The organism is Pseudomonas sp. SG20052 (genome assembly GCF_031766055.1).
In the GTDB taxonomy this organism is placed as follows: Bacteria; Pseudomonadota; Gammaproteobacteria; order Pseudomonadales; family Pseudomonadaceae; genus Aquipseudomonas; species Aquipseudomonas mandelii.
The window spans coordinates 3,950,032-3,969,388 of the sequence record NZ_CP134498.1 but is presented as its reverse complement, the minus strand read 5'-3'; the positions used below and the strand labels follow the sequence as shown (position 1 = coordinate 3,969,388).

The window sequence follows — 19,357 nt, the reverse complement described above, 5'->3', positions numbered from 1 at the left end:
TCTTCAGCTTCAACATAGAGATTGACTGATAGACCGCTATCGCGAGCAGGCTCACTCCTACAGGGGGATGTGTTCGTTCAGGGAGACCGGGTCAGGTCTGGGGAAGCAGATCGTGGCCGCAATCGAGCACCAACCGCGCACCGCCCAGTTCACTGGTGCCCACTTCAAGCGCAAACCCATGCAGGCTGACAATCGCCGCGACGATCGACAGCCCCAACCCGAACCCGCTTTTCTGATTCCCACTCTCGGCACGGTAAAAGCGCTGGAACACCGCTTCGCGTTCGCTTTCCGGGATACCCGGCCCTGAGTCGAGCACTTCGATTCGCGTGTGCCCAGCGTCATTGACCCCGCGCAAAATCACCTCGCCACCGGGCGGGGTAAATTTGATCGAGTTGCTCAGCAGGTTCGCCACGGCTTCAAACAACAGCGCCCGATCGCCGTTCAACATTGGCAGTGACGCAGGCAATTGCAGCTTGAACAGCAGCTCGCCTTCTTCCGCCAGCGGCAGGTAAAAATCATGCAGCTCCTGCAACAACGGCACCGGATCCAGCTGTACAAAACCGGAACGCCGCTGGCGGTCCTCCAGTTCGGAAATCCGCAGCAGTCCACGAAACCGCGCCATCAAGGTATCGGCTTCACCGAGCACCGAGTCCAGCTGCACGGCCAGCGTCGAGCCGTCATCCGCCTGCTGCTGGATTCGATACAGCTGCGCCCGCAAGCGTGTCAGCGGTGTGCGCAGGTCATGGGCGATGTTGTCGCACACGCCCTTGACCTCGTTCATCAAGCGTTCGATGCGTTCGAGCATGGCGTTGACGATGGCCGCGAGCATGTCCAGCTCATCGCGGCGATTGGACAGTGGCAAACGCCGGGTCAGGTCGCCGGCGACGATGGCCTCGGCGCTGGCCTGGATTGCACGAATCCGCCGCAGCGGACGCCGCCTCAACAGGTGCCAACCGGCGATGCCGGGCAAAATGGTCAGCGTCACGCCCCAGAGCAACGCGTGCAGAATGATCCGGGTCACGGCAAACAACGAACCGTTATCGCGAACCAGCACCAGCCAGCGACCGTCCTTGGTCTGGGTCGCGACCGCGTCGCAACTGTCGGTGGGCAGGCTGGGGTCGTCAGACTCGGCGCAGTCGCCGAGCATGTGGATCTTGCCATCCAGCGGCAAGCCTTCGGGCATGTGCCGCAGCGCACCGCTGAGGTAACGGTGCTGCGAATCGAATAGGCCATAGGCGTCGATGCCGCGAATGTCGAAGGTCATGCTGACGGCGAGGGCGTCGGCCAATTGTTCGCCTTGAAAGTGCGAAAACAGGTGCTGGCGCTGCATCAGCGAGTGTTTGGCCAGATTGTCCAGGTACGCGGACACCTCGTAGTACATGACCCCCATCAGAATCCCGCTCCAGATCACGAACAGTGAACTGTAGAGCGCGAGCAAGCGGCTGCTGGATGAGCGCCAGCCGTTAGAGGGGTTCAGCAATGACATAACCCGAGCCTCGCACGGTCCGAATCAATGGGACTTTGCCAGGCGGGTCGATCTTCTTGCGCAGCCGGCCGATGTGCACATCGATGAGGTTGGTGCCGGGGTCGAAGTGATACCCCCAGACTTCTTCGAAAATCATCATCCGCGACAGAATCTGCCCGGTGTTGCGCATCAGGAATTCCAGCAACTTGTACTCGGTGGGCAACAGCGTCAGCAGTTGAGCGTCGCGGCTGGCTTCGTGGCTGATCAGGTTCAGCTCAAGATCGGCCACCCGCAGCGTGGTTGCCTGGGCCGTGACCGTGTTCTGGCGACGCAACAGGACTTCAACCCGGGCGGCCATTTCATCGGTGGCAAACGGCTTGGTCAGGTAATCGTCCCCGCCGGCGCGCAAGCCGCGCACTCGTTCATCGACGTCGGAGAGGGCGCTGATCATCAGGATCGGCGTGGCCACGCCCATGGTCCGCAGCGTGGTGACAATGGCCAGGCCATCGAGCTCCGGCAACATGCGGTCGAGGGTGATCAGGTCGTAGTTGCCGCTGACCGCACGCTCCAGGCCTTCGCGGCCGTTGTTGACCCAATCGACGTCGAGGCCGTGGCTACTGAGTTCGGCGACGATTTCCCGGGCGGTCACGGCGTCGTCTTCGATGGTCAAGATGCGGGTCATGGGGCCTGCCTGATTAGAGGTGCTCAACATAGAGCGGCATTTTGCCAAGAAATGACCGCCGGCTTTCTAAATAAAACTTCATGCGAGCTCGCTTTTGATCAATGCATAAAACCCGCCGCTATTCAGCCATCCTTGCAAAATGCAACGGGATTGGAAGTTCAAAATTTATAAGTAATTGAAATAAAACGATTTATTTAAAGTTGGCGACTGGCACGGTGACTGCACTTCCTTCTTCGAAGAGTTGTAACACCATCTTTCTGCCTGGAGCGATAAAACAATGAATAGATCCTCTGATGGTTTCTATCCCGCCTACGAAGAATCAAGCACGCTATCGGGTGTGTCCTGGGGCGCGATCTTTGCCGGTGCCGCTGCAGCGGCGGCGTTGTCGCTGATTCTGGTGCTGCTGGGATTTGGCCTGGGATTCTCGGCTGTTTCACCCTGGGCCAATGAAGGCGTGAGTGCCAAGGGCCTGGGGATCTCGACGATCATCTGGCTGGCTGCTACGCAAATCGTCGCATCCGGACTCGGTGGCTATATTGCCGGTCGCTTGCGGGTGAAGTGGGCCAACATGCACGGCGATGAGGTCTATTTCCGTGACACAGCCCATGGCTTCCTGGCCTGGTGCGTGGCCACGCTGGTCACCGCGACACTGGTCGTCGGTTCGGTCAGCAGCATTGTCAGCGGTGGCGTGCAAGCCGGGGCGAGTGTGGTCGGTGGCGCTGCCAGTGTTGCGACTCAGGCGGCGGGCACCGCGGTGGGTAATACCGACAGTGACCAGTACGGCTATTTCGTTGACAGTCTGTTCCGCGATGATCGTCCGGCTGCCGTCAGCGATGACGCCGCCCGCAGCACCGTGACTCGCATCTTCGTCCGCTCCCTGAGCAATGACGGTCAGCTGTCCGCCGAAGACCGGACTTACCTGGCGCAATTGGTCGCCCAGCGCACCAACCTGACCCAGGCCGATGCCGAACGCCGTGTCGATGAAGTCTACGCCCGCACCCAGAAAGCCGTGGCCGACGCCAAGCTCGCTGCGCAACAAGCGGCTGACACTGCCGCCAAAGTCGCTGCCTGGACCTCGCTGTGGATGTTCATTGCACTGCTGATCGGTGCGTTTTTTGCCAGCCTTGCCGCGACCTTCGGCGGCCGTCGTCGGGATGCCGTGGTGTATCTGGAAACCGACACCTACGTGACCACCACTTCCGTGCCACCTGTTCGCTAACCCAGGAGAATTACCATGCGCTCATTACTTCTGTTTTTTCTTGGCGTGCCCATCCCGATCATCATCCTGATCGCCCTGTTCATGCATTGATCGACTGAGGCTCTTGCCTCTGCCGCTTCCGCCTCGGGTGGAAGCGGCGTTTTGCTTTCTGGCGGCCAATAAAGCGAAGATGCCCCACTGTGGGAGCGAGCCTGCTCGCGATAGCGGACTTTCAGTCGATGAGGATGTCGCCTGATGCACCGCTTTCGCGAGCAGGCTCGCTCCCACCTTTATTTTGCATTGACTCAAGAAGGGGAGAAGTACGTTGGACAAAAAGGAAATCAAGCGGCAACTGGTGGCGATGCTCGACGCCGGGCGCTCCAAAACCGAGACGTTCAAGGCGTTCTCCGGTGGGGCGGTCAAGGATCGGGTGCTGGCTTACTGGATTGGCGCCCGGCCCGATCCGGCATTGCGGGAAAAGCATTCACGCAAGGTCACCCTTCTGATCGCGCTGACCTGCGTCCAGGCCTTGCTGGGTGCGGTGTCCGGGTTTTACCTGGGCGCGATGATCGGTTCTGGTGCGGTCGTGTTTTTCACCCTGTTTGCGGTGTTGGTACCGCTGGCGTTTGCCTGGGGCTTCTACAAAAACGTGGCACAGGCCTACACCATTTACGTGATTCTGACCGTCAGCCAGATTTCGCGGATGTTCAAGGGATATGAAGAAGACCCGGTGATGACCGTGGTCGGCGTCGTTATCACCCTGGGCATGGTGTTCTTCGTCGCCTTGGTAAAAAACCTGTTGTTCCCGGACCTGGGCTTCGTGGGATCGAAAAAGGTCAAGGGTCAGTACGTTTTCTCTAACTGATCGGCAGGTTGGGGGGGGCGGAGTCTTTCACTGGCCTGGATCAATATTCTCTTCTGCAATATCTCCTACCGTAAAAGATCCAAGCCCCTTCTGTGGCTTCGACTACATTGCTTTGACGCGCACCCTGTTGCGCTGTCGAAGTACCGGTGCGAGCCTTTTACCGAGTCGTTGGCCCGCAAGGTGTAGTGCAGCAAGGAGCTGTGGAACCTCACCTGAACTCTCATGGAAGAACATCGCAATGCCTCGCCTAGACAGAATGTTTGATATCCAGCCGCTACCGCGCGCGGATATGACTGTGCATATCAACGGCCAACCGGTCAGCGCCGCCCTCGGTGAAACCGTCTTCTCGGTCATTCAATCCCTTGGCCTGCGCCAGGTGGCCCGTAACGATCACGACCAAATCAGCGGCGCCTATTGCGGCATGGGCGTGTGCCAATGCTGCCTGGTGAAAATCAATGGTCGGCACAAACGTCGCGCCTGTCAGACCGTGGTGCGTGACGGCATGCGGGTCGAAACCCAAGTCAACCGCATCGTTGAGCAGGAGGGGGTATGAGCCTGCTTCCAGTGATCGTCGGCGGTGGGCCGGCAGGGATGGCGGCGGCCATTGAACTGGCCCGGCACGGCGTGCGTTGCACGTTGCTTGAAGAAGCTTCGCGGCTGGGCGGCGTGGTCTATCGCGGACCGTTGCGCGATGGCGTGCAACTGGACTATCTGGGGCCGCGGTACTCGGAGGCGCTGGCCACTTTGCATGGCGAGTTCCAGGCGCACGCAGCGCTGATCGAGGTGCGCCTGAATCACCGCGTGGTCGGTGCCGAAGGCACGCGCGCGTTGGTGGTGCTGGACAGCGAGGAGCAGTTGCAGAAAGTCGACTACCCGCAATTGCTGCTCGCCGCCGGTTGCCATGAACGCAGCGTGCCGTTTCCTGGCTGGACCTTGCCTGGGGTGATCCTGCTGGGTGGCCTGCAATTGCAGATCAAGAGCGGGGTGGTCAAGCCTCAAGGCCCCGTGGTGATTGCCGGCACCGGCCCTTTATTGCCGTTGGTGGCCTGTCAGCTGCACGCGTCCGGTGTGACCGTCGCGGCTGTTTACGAGGCCAGCGCGTTCGGCAAGATCGCTCGGGAAAGCCTGTCACTGCTGAACAAGCCGCAGTTGTTCCTCGATGGCTTGAGCATGCTCGCGTTCCTCAAGCTGCATGGCATCCCCATGCATTACGGCTGGGGCGTGGTGGCGGCGCAGGGCGAAGGAGAGCTGAATGCCGTGACCGTGGCGCCATATTCCAGCACCTGGGTGCCGGACCTGACCCGTGCCGAGCAGATTGCTGCGCAAACCCTGGCGGTTGGCTACGGTTTTATCCCGCGCACCCAACTCAGTCAGCAGATGGGCCTGAACCACGGGTACAGCGACGACGGTTACCTGCGGGCCAGTGCCAATATCTGGCAGCAAAGCAGCGAGCCTCACGTGCACCTGGCCGGTGACATGGGCGGCATTCGCGGTGGCGAAGCGGCGATGCTCGCGGGACGGATTGCGGCCACATCGATCCTGCTGCAACGGGACGTGCTGGACGCGGAACTGGCCCTGGTACGGCGCAATCGCTATTTGTCGAAACTCAAGGCCATCGTGCGCTTTCGCGCGGCGGTCGACCGATACACCGAGCGCGGCGCTGGGCAAACCGCGCTGCCGGCCGCCGATACGGTGATTTGCCGTTGCGAACACGCGACCCGCGCCGACATCGACCGGGCGCTGGAGCAAGGCGTGCAAGACCTGGCCAGCCTGAAAATGCGCACCCGAGTGAGCATGGGCGATTGTCAGGGGCGGATGTGCGTCGGCTATTGCACCGACCGGTTGCGCGAAGTCACCGGTCGGCAGGACGTGGGTTGGTTGCGGCCGCGTTTCCCTATCGATCCGATACCCTTTTCTGCGTTCCACTCCGTCGGCACGGAGGCCGCGAATCATGAGTAAGTTCTATGACGTGGTCATCGCTGGTGGCGGTGTGATCGGGGCGTCCTGCGCCTATCAGTTATCCAAGCGCAAAAACCTCAAAGTCGCCTTGATCGACTGCAAGCGCCCGGGCAACGCTACCCGCGCGTCAGCCGGCGGCTTGTGGGCGATTGGCGAGTCGGTAGGACTGGGCTGCGGGGTAATTTTCTTTCGCATGATGTCAGCCAACCGCAAGCGTGAAGCCCAGGGTTCGGCGGTGGTGGTGGATTCCAGCACGCCGCACATCCTGCCGCAGTCGTTCTTCGATTTCGCCTTGCAGTCCAACGCGATGTACCCGGCACTGCACCGCGAGTTGAAAGACCGTCACGGGATGGATTTCAAGTTCGAAAAGACCGGCCTGAAATTCGTGATCTACGACGAGGAAGACCGGCTCTACGCCGAACACATCGTAGCCTGCATTCCCCATTTGGCCGATCAGGTGCGCTGGCTCGACCAGGCGGCGCTGCGCGCGGCCGAGCCGAGTGTCAGCCATGAGGCGAGCGGGGCGCTGGAATTTCTCTGCGACCATCAAGTCAGTCCGTTCCGACTGGCCGATGCCTACACCGAAGGCGCGCGACAGAACGGCGTGGACCTGTATTTCAACACCAACGTCACCGGGGTTTTGCACCAGGGTTCTCGCGTCAGCGGTGTGCAGACGGCCGAAGCCGGAGTGTTTCACTGCAGCACGCTGATCAACGCAGCGGGTGCCTGGGCGGCGGATTTGAGTGAGCAGGCCACCGGTATCCGGATTCCGGTGAAACCGGTGAAGGGGCAGATTCTGCTGACCGAACGCCTGCCGAAAATCCTCAACGGTTGCCTGACCACCAGCGATTGTTATGTGGCGCAGAAAGACAACGGCGAGATCCTGATTGGCAGCACGACGGAGGATAAAGGCTTCGACGTGAGCACCACCTACCCGGAAATTGCCGGGCTGGTGCAGGGGGCGGTGCGGTGTCTTCCCGAGCTGGCGGATGTGAATCTCAAACGGACCTGGGCGGGGCTGCGCCCGGGGTCGCCGGATGAGTTGCCGATTCTCGGGCCGATGAAAGGGGTGGAGGGTTATCTGAATGCGTGCGGGCATTTCCGCACGGGGATTCTGACGTCGGCGATTACCGGGGTGCTGCTGGATAAACTGGTTAACAACGAACCGCTGCCGCTGGATATCACACCGTTCTTGGCGGATCGGTTTGCCGAGGAGCGCGTTGGGCTGAAGAAGTTGGCCTGACATTACACTGCGTTATCGTTCTTCGCGGGCAAGCCTCGCTCCTACAAGGACACCAGACCTGTAGGAGCGAGGCTTGCCCGCGAAAGCGGCATAAGACTCACCCAATGACTCAAGCCTTGCCCGCTTCCCGCTCCTCCATCTCATCCGCCTCAAACAACCGCGCCAGTTCCGCCCGAGCTTCCTGGGCGGTCTGCAGCACCTTCGCGGCATCGTCATAAACCGCATGCTGAGCCTCCAGCACCTGTTCATCGTGATGCTTGAAGCGCTTGATCCGCGCATCGGCCTGCGCCTGGGTCAGCCCCAGTCCGACCAGGGTGCGACGGCTCATTTCCAGGCTCGAATAATAGGTTTCACGAATCGCCTCGGCGCCAAGGTCCACCAGCCGGTGCACGTGCTGACGGTTACGGGCCCGGGCGATGATCTTGATGTGCGGATAGAGCTTGTGCACCACCTCGGCGGTCTTGATGTTGGTGTCCGGGTCATCGGTGGCGATGACAAAGTACTCCGCCTGCTCGACCTTGGCCGCGCTGAGGATTTCCGGGCGCATCGGGTCGCCGTAGAACACCGGCACGCCGCCGAAACTGCGGGACAGCTCGATGGTTTCCACGGACGTGTCCAGCGCCACGAACTTGATGTTTTGTGCCCGCAGAATCCGCGCCACGATCTGCCCCATCCGGCCCATGCCGGCGATCACCACACGCGGTGCGTCGGTGTCGATGTCGCGGAATTTCTCCGGCACCACCACAGGCTGCACCTTCGGCGAATACAGGCGGGCGCACAGCAGCAACAGCAGCGGCGTGACAGCCATGGACAGGGTGATCGTCAGCACCAGCAAGTCGTACAGACGCGCCTCGAACAACCCCTGGTCGCGGCCAATCTTGAACACCACAAACGCGAATTCACCACCGGCAGCGAGCACGATGCCGAGGCGAATCGCACTGACCCTGCCCAACCCCCCGGCCAATCGGCCCACCACAAACAGCAGCGGCAGTTTGATTGCGATCAGCAACAGGGTCAGGCCCAATACCGTGATTGGCGCGCTGAGCAGCAGGCTCAGGTTGGCGCCCATGCCGACGCTGATGAAAAACAGACCCAGCAACAGGCCCTTGAACGGTTCGATCTTCGCTTCCAGTTCGTGACGGTATTCAGAGTCCGCCAACAGCAACCCGGCGAGGAACGCCCCAAGCGCCATCGACACGCCGACCAGGTCCATCAGCCACGCCGTGCCGATCACCACCAGCAACGCGGTGGCGGTAGACACCTCGGGCAAACCGGTCTTGGCCACCACGCGAAACACCGGACGCAGCAGATACCGCCCGCCGATCACCACCACCGCGATGCTGCCCAACACTCGCAAACCGTGATTCAAATCCTCGGCCGCCGTGGTGGTGTGGTCGCCGCCCGCCAGCAGCGGCACCATGGCAATCAAGGGGATCGCGGCAATGTCCTGGAACAGCAGAATCGCGAACGCCAAACGCCCGTGAGGGCTGGTCAGTTCCTTGCGCTCGGCCAGGCTTTGCAGGCCAAACGCGGTAGATGACAACGCCAACCCCAAGCCGAGGACGATGGCGCTGTTCAACGGCTGGCCAAAGACAAACAGCGCCAGCACGCCGATCACCGAACCGGTCAACAGCACCTGTGCCAGGCCCACGCCAAACACCGATTTACGCATCACCCACAAGCGACGCGGCGACAATTCCAGGCCGATGATGAACAGCAGCAGCACCACGCCGAGTTCGGAGATGTGACTGACGCTTTGTGGATTGCCGATTAATCCCAGCACAGATGGACCGATGATGACGCCGGCAAACAGATAACCCAGCACAGCCCCCAATTGCAGGCGTTTGGCCAAGGGCACGGTGAGCACCGCGGCGAACAGGAACACAACGGCGGCTTGTAAAAGGTTGCCTTCATGGGGCATGACAAAACTCCAGCTACTCGGTACGGCGGGGGCGACAGGATAAAGGTTGGGACTTCACACGTCAGCAAAGAGCGGGAGTCATGCCGTTACAACTTGCATCAATTGGTTACATTCATAGGATAAGCTGATCAATCTGTCCGTCCCTCGAGTGCACACCATGGCGATCAATTTCGACCTCAACGATCTGCAAGCCTTCCGTGCCGTGGTCGAGCAGGGCAGCTTTCGCAAGGCGGCCGATACCGTGCGCATTTCCCAGCCAGCACTGAGCCGGCGAATTGAAAAACTCGAAGATGCCCTCGGTGTGCGCTTGTTCGAGCGCACCACCCGCAAGGTCAGCCTGACCCAGGCCGGCCGTGGTTTTATGCCGAGTGTCGAGCGATTGCTCGATGACCTCGACGTCGCGTTGCTGGGCATCAGTGAAGTGGCTTCAACCCGGCTCGGCCATGTCACGGTCGCCTGTGTACCCTCGGCGGCTTATTACTTCATGCCGCGCGTGATTGCCCATTACCACCGGCAATTCCCTCGGATCAAAGTCAAGGTACTCGACTCCAGCGCACATGACGTGCTCAGCGCAGTGGTCAACGGTGAGGCGGATTTCGGTCTGAGTTTCATGGGCGCGCTGGAGGCCGAGGTCGAGTTCGAGCCGCTGGTGCAAGAAAGTTACGTGGTGGCCTGTCGGCGCGATCATCCGTTGGCCGGCCGTAGCAGCGTGACCTGGGATGAGTTTTATCAGCAGGATTACATCTCGCTGGACAAGACGTCTGGCAATCGTTTTTTGCTGGACCAGGCACTGACCGGCATCGTGCCGCAGCGGCCGAGTATCTGCGAAACCCGCCATGTCACGACGATGATTGGGCTGGTGGAGGCGGGATTAGGGGTGGCCGCAGTGCCGTCGATGGCGATGCCGGCAGCCGATCACCCAATCCTGACACGGGTGCCGCTGACCGATCCGCAAGTGATGCGCAGTGTCGGTCTGATCAAACGCCGGGGGCGAACCCTGACCCCGGCGGCGTTGGAGCTGGAACGGCTGGTGGTGGAAATGAAAGTGCAGCCACCCGTTCTCAGCGGCTGACCGAATCCAGCCCGGTTGCTTTCACGTCCGACTGGGCGGCTGCAGAAGCCATATAGTCGAGCAGTGCCTTGGCTTCGGCGGGGTGTTGCGCGCCGACTGGAATGCCGGCGGCAAAACGTGTCACCGACTGCACCGATCCCGGAAGTTTCGCTACAAAACTGACCCCCGGCACGGGCAGCAATTCACTGACTTGCTGGAATCCCAACTGATAGTCGCCCGTGGCAACCACCGAACCGACCGGGATTTTCGGGATCATTGTGGATTTGGGTTTCAATTGATCTTCGATGCCCAGGCGCTTGAACAGTTGATTCTCGATGTATACGCCGCTGGCGCTGTCGGAGTACGCCACCGACCGGGCATCAAGCAGGGTCTTTTTCAAGCCGTCCACCGAGCTGATGTCTGGCTTCGGCGCGCCTTCGCGCACCACCAGGCCGATCCGCGAATCCGCCAGTTCCACCCGTGAAGCAGGGTCCACTTTGCCTTGTTTGATCAGGTCGTCGAGGGCGTAGCCGACCATGATCACCACGTCGGCCTTTTCACCTCGAGCGAGGCGATTGGGGATCGCTTCCGGTGCCTTGCCCATCGATGGCCCCAGGGCGGTGTCGAGCGTGTTGCCGGTGGATGCGGCGAACTTCGGGCCGAGGATTTTGTAGGCAGCGGTAAAGCCACCGGAGGTCATCACGCGAATCTCTTCGGCCTGGGCGACAGCACTCAGGCCAAGGCTGGCCGCCAAGGCCAGGGCTGCAAGATTAAATAGCTTCTTCATGGGCATCTTCTCGAAAAGGACGGGTTCAAGACATCGCCGGTTGCAGGCGACCGGTCGAGCGGCGGTAGAGATACAGCGTCGCGCACAAGGCGCAGAGCGCGGCGAAACTCATCCAGTAGCCGGGCGCGGCTTTGTCGCCGGTGTACTGAATCAGGAAGGTCGACATCGCCGGGGTGAAACCACCGAATACCGCCGTGGCCAGGCTGTAGGCCAGGGAGAAACCGGCGACCCGCACCTCGACCGGCATGATTTCCGTCAGCGCGGCGATCATCGCGCCGTTGTACAAGCCGTAAATGAACGACAGCCACAGCAACACCAGCAGCATGTGCATGAAGCTCGGCGCGTTGACCAGGAAGGTCAGCGCCGGATACGCGGTGGCAAGGGTCAGCAACGCCATGGCGATCAATACCGGACGTCGTCCGATACGATCGGACAAGGCCCCGCCCAGGGGCAGCCAGAAGAAGTTCGACACCCCCACCAGCAAGGTCACCAGCAGCGCATCGGACGTGCTCAGGTGCAGCACGGTTTTGCCGAACGTCGGTGCGTACACGGTGATCAGGTAAAAGGCGGTCGTGGTCAGCGCGACCATCATCATTCCGGCGAAGACGATCACCCAGTTCTGCGCCAGTGTGCGGAATACATCGCCCATGCTCGGACGGTGTTTGCGCGCGGTGAATTCTTCGGTTTCTTCCAGGTTGCGCCGCAGGAAGAAAATGAACGGCACGATCAGGCAGCCAACGAAAAACGGTATCCGCCAGCCCCAGTCGGCAATCATGGCCGGCGCCATCCATTGATTCAGTCCATACCCCAATGCCGCCGCGACAATAATTGCCACTTGCTGGCTGGCCGACTGCCAACTGGTGAAAAAGCCTTTGTTGCCGGGCGTGGCGATCTCCGAGAGGTACACCGAGACCCCGCCCATTTCCGCACCGGCCGAGAAGCCTTGCAGCAATCGGCCGATCAGGACGATGGCCGGTGCGAACAGCCCGATGGTTTCGTAACCGGGCACCAACACAATCAATATCGTGCCGCTGGCCATGATCGACAGCGTCACAATCAACCCTTTTCGCCGACCCACATCGTCGATGTAGGCACCCAGCACCACTGCGCCCAACGGACGCATGAGGAAGCCTGCGCCAAACACCGCGAAGGTCATCATCAGCGAGGCGAATTCGCTACTGGCTGGAAAGAAGACAGCGGCGATCTGCGTGGCGTAAAAGCCAAAAAGGAAGAAGTCGAACTGCTCTAGGAAGTTGCCGGAAGTGACCCGGAAAATTGCTCCGGCGCGAGAGCGCCCGGAAGGGATTGCTGTTGTCATTGACCTGTACTCCACCGCTTTTATGACGTGCATTGCCTGGGCGCAGTGCACGGTTCTTATTGAGGCGAATGGTGGAGCAGGGCGATCGATATGATAAGTGCATTATTGGCATGCATTAATGCGTGAAGCGGATCAATGTGTGCGAACGGAATGATTCACCGCGGACACAGTCGGAGTTGGGTATGCCATCAACCAAGGATCACCCATGAACAGCAAATCCCTCATCGCCGCCCTGGTCATCGCCGCTGGCGTTGCCGGCATCAGCCCCCTCGTTCAGGCGGATGAACCCGCCGCAAAAACCGTCCAGCCCGGCGTCAATAACACCCGCGAACTGGTGGTCGGCGACCGCGCCCCGGACATGTATCAACACACAGATAAAGCGTTGCGCAACTGGAAGGCGAAAGGCCTGAAAGCACCCAAGGAACAGGCTCAGTGGGTGCAGATCAATGACAAGTACATGATGGTGATGATCACCAACGGCACGATTGTGGACATTACGCCGGTTGAGCGTTAGGTCGAACGGCTACTCGCTGTGAGCGCGCACCGGGCTTTCAGTGCCCAACCGATACTGATTATTCCCGCTGCGTTTCGCCTCATACATCGCCAGGTCCGCTATATGAATCAACCGGTCCATGCTCGGCGCATGGTCCGGGAATACCGCGACCCCGAGGCTGGTGCCGATGTGGCGTTGGTCGTTGCCGATGGTGATCGGCGGTGACAGTTCGACGAAGATTTTCTGGCAGATGGTGCGAGCCTCGTCTTGCAGGCTGACGCCTTGGGGCAACCCTTGCAGAATGACCACGAATTCATCGCCGCCGATTCGGGCAACGGTGTCGGTCGAGCGCAGGATCTTCTTCAATCGCGTAGCGGTCGTGATCAGGACCCGGTCGCCGGCCGCATGACCGTAGTGGTCGTTGATCGCCTTGAACCCGTTGAGATCGACAAACACCAATGCCACCCGGGTGGCGCTGACCCGTGCCTGTTCGAGCGCTTCGCACAGACGTTCTTCAAGCACCAGGCGATTGGGCAGGCCGGTCAACGGGTCGTAATGGGCCAGGTGTTGCAGGTAACTGGCCGAGGCTTTTTCCTCGGTGATGTCGCGCACCACACCCATCATCTTGATGGTTGCGTCATGCTCGTTCTTGACCACGTTGCCGGTTTCCCGCAGCCAGCGAATGCTGCCGTCGGGCCAGACCACGCGGTATTCCTCGTCATGGTTTTCACCGGTTTCCAGGCATCGCAACTCCCCGGCACGAACGTTGGCCCGGTCGTCCGGGTGTACGCAGGCGCAGAACAGTGCGTAGGAGGGTGTGACCTCGCCGATCTTGAAACCGAACATCCCGTAGATCGCGTCCGACCAGTAGAGCTTGTCGGTGTCGACATCCCAGTCCCAGGTGCCGATGCGGGCGAAGTATTGGCTGCGCTTGAAACGCTCGGCGTCGCCGTCCTGGCGGATGTGCAGGCCTTCGGACAGGCTGGCGATCAGCGCGCGTTGCTCGGCCAATTGCTTTTGCAGCGAGCGCTCGCGGCAGATCAGCGCAATGATCGGGGCAAGCATCACTGAGCCGATGGCTGCGCTGGTCCAGACGTCATTCATTCAGGGGTTGCCATCGTGTCATATTGATCCGAGTGTCTTGGTGTTGCTTATCTTAGTTGAGGTTAATGCCGAAAACCGTTCCGAATGGGTTGCCAATGGCGCACATTTCTGGGAAAACGGCGCCCATTGGGCCCTGTCGGGTGTGAGAACAATAGAGTGAACGTGATGAATGATGAATTGCAGATAATCGATCTTGAAGTGGGCGCCGGCAAAGCCGCCGTCAAAGGCGCACTGATCACCACCCAATACCGCGGCTGGCTGGAAGACGGCACCGAATTCGATTCGTCCTACAGCCGTGGCAAACCTTTTCAGTGTGTGATTGGCACAGGGAGGGTCATCAAGGGTTGGGATCAGGGAATTATGGGCATGCTGGTGGGCGGCAAGCGCAAATTGTGGGTGCCGGCGCATTTGGCCTACGGCGAGCGGACGATGGGCGCGATCACGCCGAATTCGAATTTGATTTTCGAGATTGAATTGCTGGAAGTGCTGACGCGGGATGATTGATTGGCGCGTGGGCTGAAATGGCTGGTGCTGCGAGGAGGCAAGCCCCTCGCTGCAATCAAACAGCTTTCCCCACTATTCCCGCACGCCTATGAAGAGGTCCAGGTCTGTCGGTAGCTGCACATCAATGGCGATGGCGATTTTTATAATTTGCTCGGCAGTCAGTAAACAATCCCCATAGGCGCTTTCATCAAGATTGTTCCAGCCAAGTACATTCAATATTGCAGCTTCAAATTCAGGTAGAACGGTCAGTTCGTACCTTAAGAAGTCACCCTCATCATCACCTTTTGAAAATCCACTGATCCAGAAAACGTAGTGGGCCTGCTGATCTATTCCCGAGTGATCCTGGCGGTTGTTGCAAGCCGGGTGCCCGTCGCGTGACGGTGGGTTTTGAACTGCAGGTGTGTCTGTCTTGCTAGCCATGAGCATCCTTGTTTCAACTTTTGTAAACGATGCGGACGCTATAGCAATGGGCATTAAATGGATGTAAGTTTTTTCTGAATGTTCGGTCGTTTTTTCCAAATTTGGTGAGGGAAGAGGCACCCTCACCACAGATTCCCGTTAACCTTTCGGATCAGACCTGAAACGTCTCCCGATACGCATACAACCCCGGCGTTCCCCCGGTCATCACAAACAGCAGATTGTCACCGCGCTGGAAACGTCCCTGCCTGATATCACCTAACAGCCCGGCAAACGTTTTCCCGGAATACACGGGGTCAATCAACAGACCTTCCGCGCGAGCCATCAGGCGCACCGCGTCGAGCATGGCGGGGGTCGGCAGACCGTAACCGTCGCCCAGTTGACTGCCATCAATCACAATCTCTGACGCCTCAACGACGGCGCTGCTGCCCAATAACGTCAGTGCGTCTTGAGTCAGTCGCACGGTTCTGTCCGCTGACGTGTCCCGATCAGACAAGACCGAAAACGATTTGACCATCGACGTACCCCGACCCAGCACCTGGAACCCTGCAGCGAGTCCGGCGTGGGTGCCGGCGCTGCCATTGGGCACGACCACCTGGTTGAAGGTGAGGCCGAGTTGCGTTTCCTGCTGCGCGATCTCCGCTGCGCAGCGTGCGTAACCGAGGCTGCCCAGCGGCGTTGAGCCACCCGTTGGTATCACTAACACTGTGCGCCCGGCTTCCCGAAGGTGGGCGGCGCGTTTCTCGGCCTCGGTAAGCGAGTCGCTTCCGCCGGCAAGCACCCGTATGTCGGCGCCGAACAACTGATCGAGCAGGACGTTGCCGTTGAGCTCGTAGTCCACTTCGGCTTTGGGCACCGAGCGGGTCAGGATTAATTCGCAGACAATGCCCAGGCGGGCGCACACGGCGGCCGTTAGCCGTGCATGGTTGGACTGGAGGCCGCCGATGGTGATGACCGTGTCGACCCCGGACGCCAGCGCCGCGCCGAGGTGGAATTCGAGTTTGCGCAGTTTGTTGCCGCCACCGCCGATCAACATGTGATCATCGCGCTTGAGAAACAGGCCGATGCCTTGTGCCTTCAAACCCAGCAGCTGTTCCAGGCGTTCGGCGCGCTGAATCGGCGTCGGGCCTTGCAACAGGTCTGCCCGCGCAAAAGAACTCAGTGACATGTCCAGTAGGGTTTGCATCAATGGCGCCTCGTTATGCACTTTATTGCAGTGACTCTAGGGACAAAGTCCCGGGTGATAAACGCATCGCCGGTTATTACTCCTTTAACCTGATGTATTGAATGCAAGGCAGGGACATGAGCAAACTCAGGCAAATGGAAGTCTTCGTCGCCGTGGTCGAGGCGGGCAGCTTCGCCGATGCGGCCAGTGAAGTCGGGATGTCGGCGGTCATGGTCGGGCGGCATATCCAGGGGCTGGAGAAAACCCTCAATACCCAGCTGATTAAACGCACCACGCGTCGGCAATCCATCACGGGCGAGGGGCGGCTGTTTTACGAAGAAGCCAAACTGGCGCTGGAGCAAGTGAACTACGCGTTCAGTCGGGTGGAAGCGTCCAGCCCGGAACCCAGCGGCCTGCTGCGCATCACCGCGCCGATGAGTCTCGGCGTTTCCCTGGTCGGGCCGCTGGTGTCCGAATTCATGCAGCGTTATCCGCAGATCCAGGTCGAGCTGATTTTGAGCAATGAAGTGATCGATCTGTACGAGACATCATTCGATCTGGCGTTCAGGATTTCCGAGCTGATTGGCGTCAACCTGCTGGCCACGCCGTTGCCGCCGTATCGCATGGTGATCTGCGCTTCGCCCCGGTATCTGGAAAAATGGCAGAAACCGCAGTCCCCCGAGGACCTGCACCGGCACCGAATTCTCACTCATACGTCCTGGAACAACCGGTTTGCCTGGCCGCTGAGAAACGGCTCCAGCGAAGTGCCCTGGCCCGAAAGCGCCGTGTTGAAGAGCAATGACGGTCAGGTGTTGTTGCAGGCGGCCGTGGCCGGGGAGGGGATTTTGATGCAGCCCGATTTTCTGGTGTCGGCGGCGTTGGCCAAAGGTGAACTGGTGAGGATCATGGACGCCTACGTACCGCCGCCCAAACCGGTGCAGATGGTGTATCCGCGCTCCAGGAAATCGTTGCCCAAGTTGCACGCCTTTGTCGAGTTTGTCGCGGATCGACTGGCGTGATCGTGGCGTCCTGAAGCGCAGACAAATGCGGGTCTAGCGCAGGGTGTACCCGCTGTCGACCACCCAATCCTGGCCGTACACGCTACGTGCGCCACGGCTCAATTGGAACAGGATGACGTCTGCCACGGCACCCGGTTTTAGAAACTCTCCGTCGAGCAGCCGCTGGTTCACCGAGTTGGCGACATCGCCCAGTTCCGCAGGCTTCAAGCCTAGCGTCGACCAGATCGGGGTAGCCGTAGGGCCTGGCGATACGGTGTTGATACGGATGCCGTGAGGCGCCAATTCTACGGCCAGGGTCCGGACGTGCGCCATCAGCGCTGCTTTCGAGGCGATGTAGGCGGCCAGACCAGGAAAGGTCACGTTGGCCAGGAACGTGCCAATGAACACCACCGACGCGGTTGCCGCAAGGTGGCTGCGCAGGCAGGCCAAGGTGTTCAGCGCACCGGCGCCGTTGACCGCCCACTGTCGGTCGAAGGCGGCTACATCCAGGCCATCGGCCAGTTGCGCAATGCCGGCATTGGGCACCACGAAATCCACTGGCCCCAAGGCTTCGGCGCGAGTGCCCAGCCGGGCGAGGTCCTCTTGGCGGGTGATATCTCCGGCCACCCAGGCGAGTTGGTCCTTGTAGCGTTCCGCCAATTCGCCCAGGCCTCCTATCTGGCGTGACATTGCCAATACGCGAGCGCCTTGCTCCAATAGCTGTTCGGTAACAGCCAGGCCGATGCCGGAACTCGCGCCAGTAACGACGGCCAAGCGATTGTGAAATTCGTTGAGCATGCAGTAATCCTCTTCCTGATAATCCAGCCTGTCTTTAGGGGGCGATCGTTGGTTGATCGAAAGCGTAAATGTGTGATCAAAAAACGGGCCAGTCCGGGATGTCAGGCAGGACGTGGGTTGTGGAGGCTCTGTTGTTACTTTGACTCCATTGAAAAGTAGTCGTAACGACTGCGCGGTAGTCAGTATGACCCTTGGTGGCGATGACCTTTATTGCGGCGACGGGGAATACTCGCTAAAGACTGGAATACGCCCGTTCAGCGAAGGCCGGTACTTCCAGGCCAATCGATCCAGCGCAGGGGGATGCAGCAGAATTTCGCTCAACGTGGCACTGGCAATCCCCAACGCCAGCAGTTGCCCCGGACATTGATGCCGCCCCGCACCAAACGTAAAACTGCGCCGCTGCGGGCGATCCAGAATGAATGCGTCGGGACTCTCATTGAGTTGGGGGTCTCGATTGGCCGAAGCCAGCAGCACCAGAACCACATCGCCGGCATTGAGACTTACACCCTCGATTTCGCACGGTGCTGCGACAAACCGGCGGGTGTTCTGCACCGAAGGGTCGAAGCGCTGAACTTCGGCGATCAAGTCGTCAACGGGTGTCGAGTCGCGTAGCAGCGACAGGTTTTTAATCAACGCCAACATTGCGTTGCCGACCAGTCCGGCGGTGGCTTCATACGTCTGCGAAAACAGCCCGATCAGATTGGCAATCAACATTTCAGGATCACCCGCGCAGCGCGTCCGAATCCCGGCGAGCAGTAAGCTTTTATTGCCCGAATCATCCAGCAATTCAACGAAATGCCCCCTTAATTTCTCAGCGGCAGCGTGGGCAGTCTCCAATTGCAGCGGATCACTGAGCGGCGACAGACACGCCACGAAATCCGCCGTCAGCTCACTGATCGCCCGGCCCTGAGCCGGTGAAAACCCCAACAGCGCCGCCACCACACAAACCGGCCCGCGGAACATGGCGTTGTACAACCCGTCGGCATCCGGCGTGATCAACCGCGCGCTCACCAGTGCGTTGACCTCGTCCACATCAATCAGCGCCAAACCCGGCTCAATCGCCGACCTCGGGCAACGCTGGCGCTCGCCCTCATTCATCCGCATCAATTGCCCGAATACCTTGCCGGCCATGCCGTCGGCAATCGCTTTGGGTACCGGCTCAGCGGCCGGTCGGACATGGCAATCCCGGTGCGCCAGCACAGCCGCAACGGCCTGGGCGCTGCTCGCCACCCACAATTTCAGTCCTTGGTGAAACACCAGCCCACCCTCGGCGCGCAGCCGGGCGTAATAGGGATAGGGATCGGTATGAGTCGCAGCGATGATCGGGTCCATGGGTCGCAGCCTTGTTCGTGGTGGGAGAAGTGTTGCTACTATCTCCAGTTCGAAACG

Annotated in this window: 19 protein-coding genes; 9 read left to right on the top strand and 10 right to left on the bottom strand. The window is 60.0% G+C overall.

The window, feature by feature from the left end:
* Positions 1–91: 91 nt before the first annotated feature.
* Both RHP74_RS18165 and RHP74_RS18160 read right to left on the bottom strand, forming a co-directional pair.
* A complete protein-coding gene (locus tag RHP74_RS18165) occupies positions 92–1,486 on the bottom strand; it encodes a HAMP domain-containing sensor histidine kinase (protein WP_010455219.1) in 1,395 nt (464 codons plus the stop codon).
* On the bottom strand, positions 1,464–2,147 hold the full coding sequence (locus RHP74_RS18160) for a response regulator transcription factor (RefSeq protein WP_311095992.1): 684 nt from the start codon (positions 2,145–2,147) through the stop codon (positions 1,464–1,466). Before RHP74_RS18160 ends, RHP74_RS18165 begins: the two co-directional genes overlap by 23 nt.
* 277 nt (positions 2,148–2,424) lie before the next feature.
* Here RHP74_RS18160 and RHP74_RS18155 point away from each other — a divergent pair, with 277 nt between their 5' ends.
* The 5 genes from RHP74_RS18155 (at position 2,425) to hcnC (ending at position 7,412) form a co-directional block, all read left to right on the top strand.
* The gene (locus tag RHP74_RS18155; RefSeq protein ID WP_311095991.1) at positions 2,425–3,366 is read left to right on the top strand and encodes a hypothetical protein; all 942 of its coding nucleotides are present in this window, start codon (positions 2,425–2,427) and stop codon (positions 3,364–3,366) included.
* Positions 3,367–3,670: 304 nt separating this feature from the next.
* Positions 3,671–4,210 carry a hypothetical protein gene (locus tag RHP74_RS18150; RefSeq protein WP_010455213.1) on the top strand — a complete coding sequence of 180 codons (540 nt, stop codon included), beginning with the start codon at positions 3,671–3,673 and terminating at the stop codon, positions 4,208–4,210.
* 238 nt (positions 4,211–4,448) lie between these two features.
* The gene (gene hcnA / locus RHP74_RS18145; protein ID WP_311095990.1) at positions 4,449–4,763 is read left to right on the top strand and encodes a cyanide-forming glycine dehydrogenase subunit HcnA; all 315 of its coding nucleotides are present in this window, start codon (positions 4,449–4,451) and stop codon (positions 4,761–4,763) included.
* A complete protein-coding gene (hcnB, locus tag RHP74_RS18140; RefSeq protein ID WP_311095989.1) occupies positions 4,760–6,169 on the top strand; it encodes a cyanide-forming glycine dehydrogenase subunit HcnB in 1,410 nt (469 codons plus the stop codon). The genes hcnA and hcnB overlap by 4 nt, the downstream gene beginning before the upstream one ends.
* Positions 6,162–7,412 carry a cyanide-forming glycine dehydrogenase subunit HcnC gene (hcnC, locus tag RHP74_RS18135; RefSeq protein ID WP_154913351.1) on the top strand — a complete coding sequence of 417 codons (1,251 nt, stop codon included), beginning with the start codon at positions 6,162–6,164 and terminating at the stop codon, positions 7,410–7,412. The genes hcnB and hcnC overlap by 8 nt, the downstream gene beginning before the upstream one ends.
* A 109-nt stretch (positions 7,413–7,521) precedes the next feature.
* On the opposite strand, the gene RHP74_RS18130 is transcribed toward hcnC, so the two are convergent.
* On the bottom strand, positions 7,522–9,333 hold the full coding sequence (locus RHP74_RS18130; RefSeq protein WP_311095988.1) for a monovalent cation:proton antiporter-2 (CPA2) family protein: 1,812 nt from the start codon (positions 9,331–9,333) through the stop codon (positions 7,522–7,524).
* Positions 9,334–9,490: 157 nt separating this feature from the next.
* Between RHP74_RS18130 and RHP74_RS18125 the strand changes: the two genes are divergently transcribed.
* Positions 9,491–10,405 carry a LysR family transcriptional regulator gene (locus tag RHP74_RS18125; protein WP_010455202.1) on the top strand — a complete coding sequence of 305 codons (915 nt, stop codon included), beginning with the start codon at positions 9,491–9,493 and terminating at the stop codon, positions 10,403–10,405.
* Here RHP74_RS18125 and RHP74_RS18120 read toward each other — a convergent pair.
* A complete protein-coding gene (locus tag RHP74_RS18120; RefSeq protein WP_311095987.1) occupies positions 10,395–11,171 on the bottom strand; it encodes a substrate-binding domain-containing protein in 777 nt (258 codons plus the stop codon). The two genes, RHP74_RS18125 and RHP74_RS18120, sit on opposite strands and share 11 nt — an antisense overlap.
* A gap of 25 nt (positions 11,172–11,196) precedes the next feature.
* Complete coding sequence (locus RHP74_RS18115; protein ID WP_010455198.1) at positions 11,197–12,489, bottom strand: MFS transporter; 1,293 nt, start codon at positions 12,487–12,489, stop codon at positions 11,197–11,199.
* Positions 12,490–12,694: 205 nt separating this feature from the next.
* Here RHP74_RS18115 and RHP74_RS18110 point away from each other — a divergent pair, with 205 nt between their 5' ends.
* Positions 12,695–13,003, top strand: coding sequence for an RcnB family protein (locus RHP74_RS18110; protein WP_102594365.1), 309 nt, complete (start codon positions 12,695–12,697; stop codon positions 13,001–13,003).
* Positions 13,004–13,012: 9 nt separating this feature from the next.
* Here RHP74_RS18110 and RHP74_RS18105 read toward each other — a convergent pair whose 3' ends face one another.
* Positions 13,013–14,086: a sensor domain-containing diguanylate cyclase gene (locus RHP74_RS18105; RefSeq protein WP_311095986.1), complete on the bottom strand. Its 1,074-nt coding sequence runs from the start codon at positions 14,084–14,086 to the stop codon at positions 13,013–13,015.
* A 165-nt stretch (positions 14,087–14,251) separates the two neighbouring features.
* On the opposite strand from RHP74_RS18105, the gene RHP74_RS18100 reads away from it, so the two are divergent.
* Positions 14,252–14,590: an FKBP-type peptidyl-prolyl cis-trans isomerase gene (locus RHP74_RS18100; RefSeq protein WP_154913358.1), complete on the top strand. Its 339-nt coding sequence runs from the start codon at positions 14,252–14,254 to the stop codon at positions 14,588–14,590.
* A 72-nt stretch (positions 14,591–14,662) separates the two neighbouring features.
* On the opposite strand, the gene RHP74_RS18095 is transcribed toward RHP74_RS18100, so the two are convergent.
* Positions 14,663–15,010, bottom strand: coding sequence for a pyocin S6 family toxin immunity protein (locus tag RHP74_RS18095; RefSeq protein ID WP_306092901.1), 348 nt, complete (start codon positions 15,008–15,010; stop codon positions 14,663–14,665).
* Positions 15,011–15,161: 151 nt separating this feature from the next.
* On the bottom strand, positions 15,162–16,193 hold the full coding sequence (locus RHP74_RS18090; RefSeq protein WP_311095985.1) for a D-cysteine desulfhydrase family protein: 1,032 nt from the start codon (positions 16,191–16,193) through the stop codon (positions 15,162–15,164).
* Positions 16,194–16,309: 116 nt separating this feature from the next.
* Between RHP74_RS18090 and RHP74_RS18085 the strand changes: the two genes are divergently transcribed.
* Positions 16,310–17,191: a LysR family transcriptional regulator gene (locus tag RHP74_RS18085; RefSeq protein ID WP_311095984.1), complete on the top strand. Its 882-nt coding sequence runs from the start codon at positions 16,310–16,312 to the stop codon at positions 17,189–17,191.
* Positions 17,192–17,224: 33 nt separating this feature from the next.
* Here the strand turns inward: RHP74_RS18085 and RHP74_RS18080 are convergent, their stop codons facing one another.
* Positions 17,225–17,968, bottom strand: a complete 744-nt coding sequence (locus tag RHP74_RS18080) for an SDR family NAD(P)-dependent oxidoreductase (protein ID WP_077749309.1) — start codon at positions 17,966–17,968, stop codon at positions 17,225–17,227.
* A 207-nt stretch (positions 17,969–18,175) separates the two neighbouring features.
* Complete coding sequence (locus tag RHP74_RS18075) at positions 18,176–19,300, bottom strand: cytochrome P450 (protein WP_311095983.1); 1,125 nt, start codon at positions 19,298–19,300, stop codon at positions 18,176–18,178.
* Positions 19,301–19,357 lie beyond the last annotated feature (57 nt).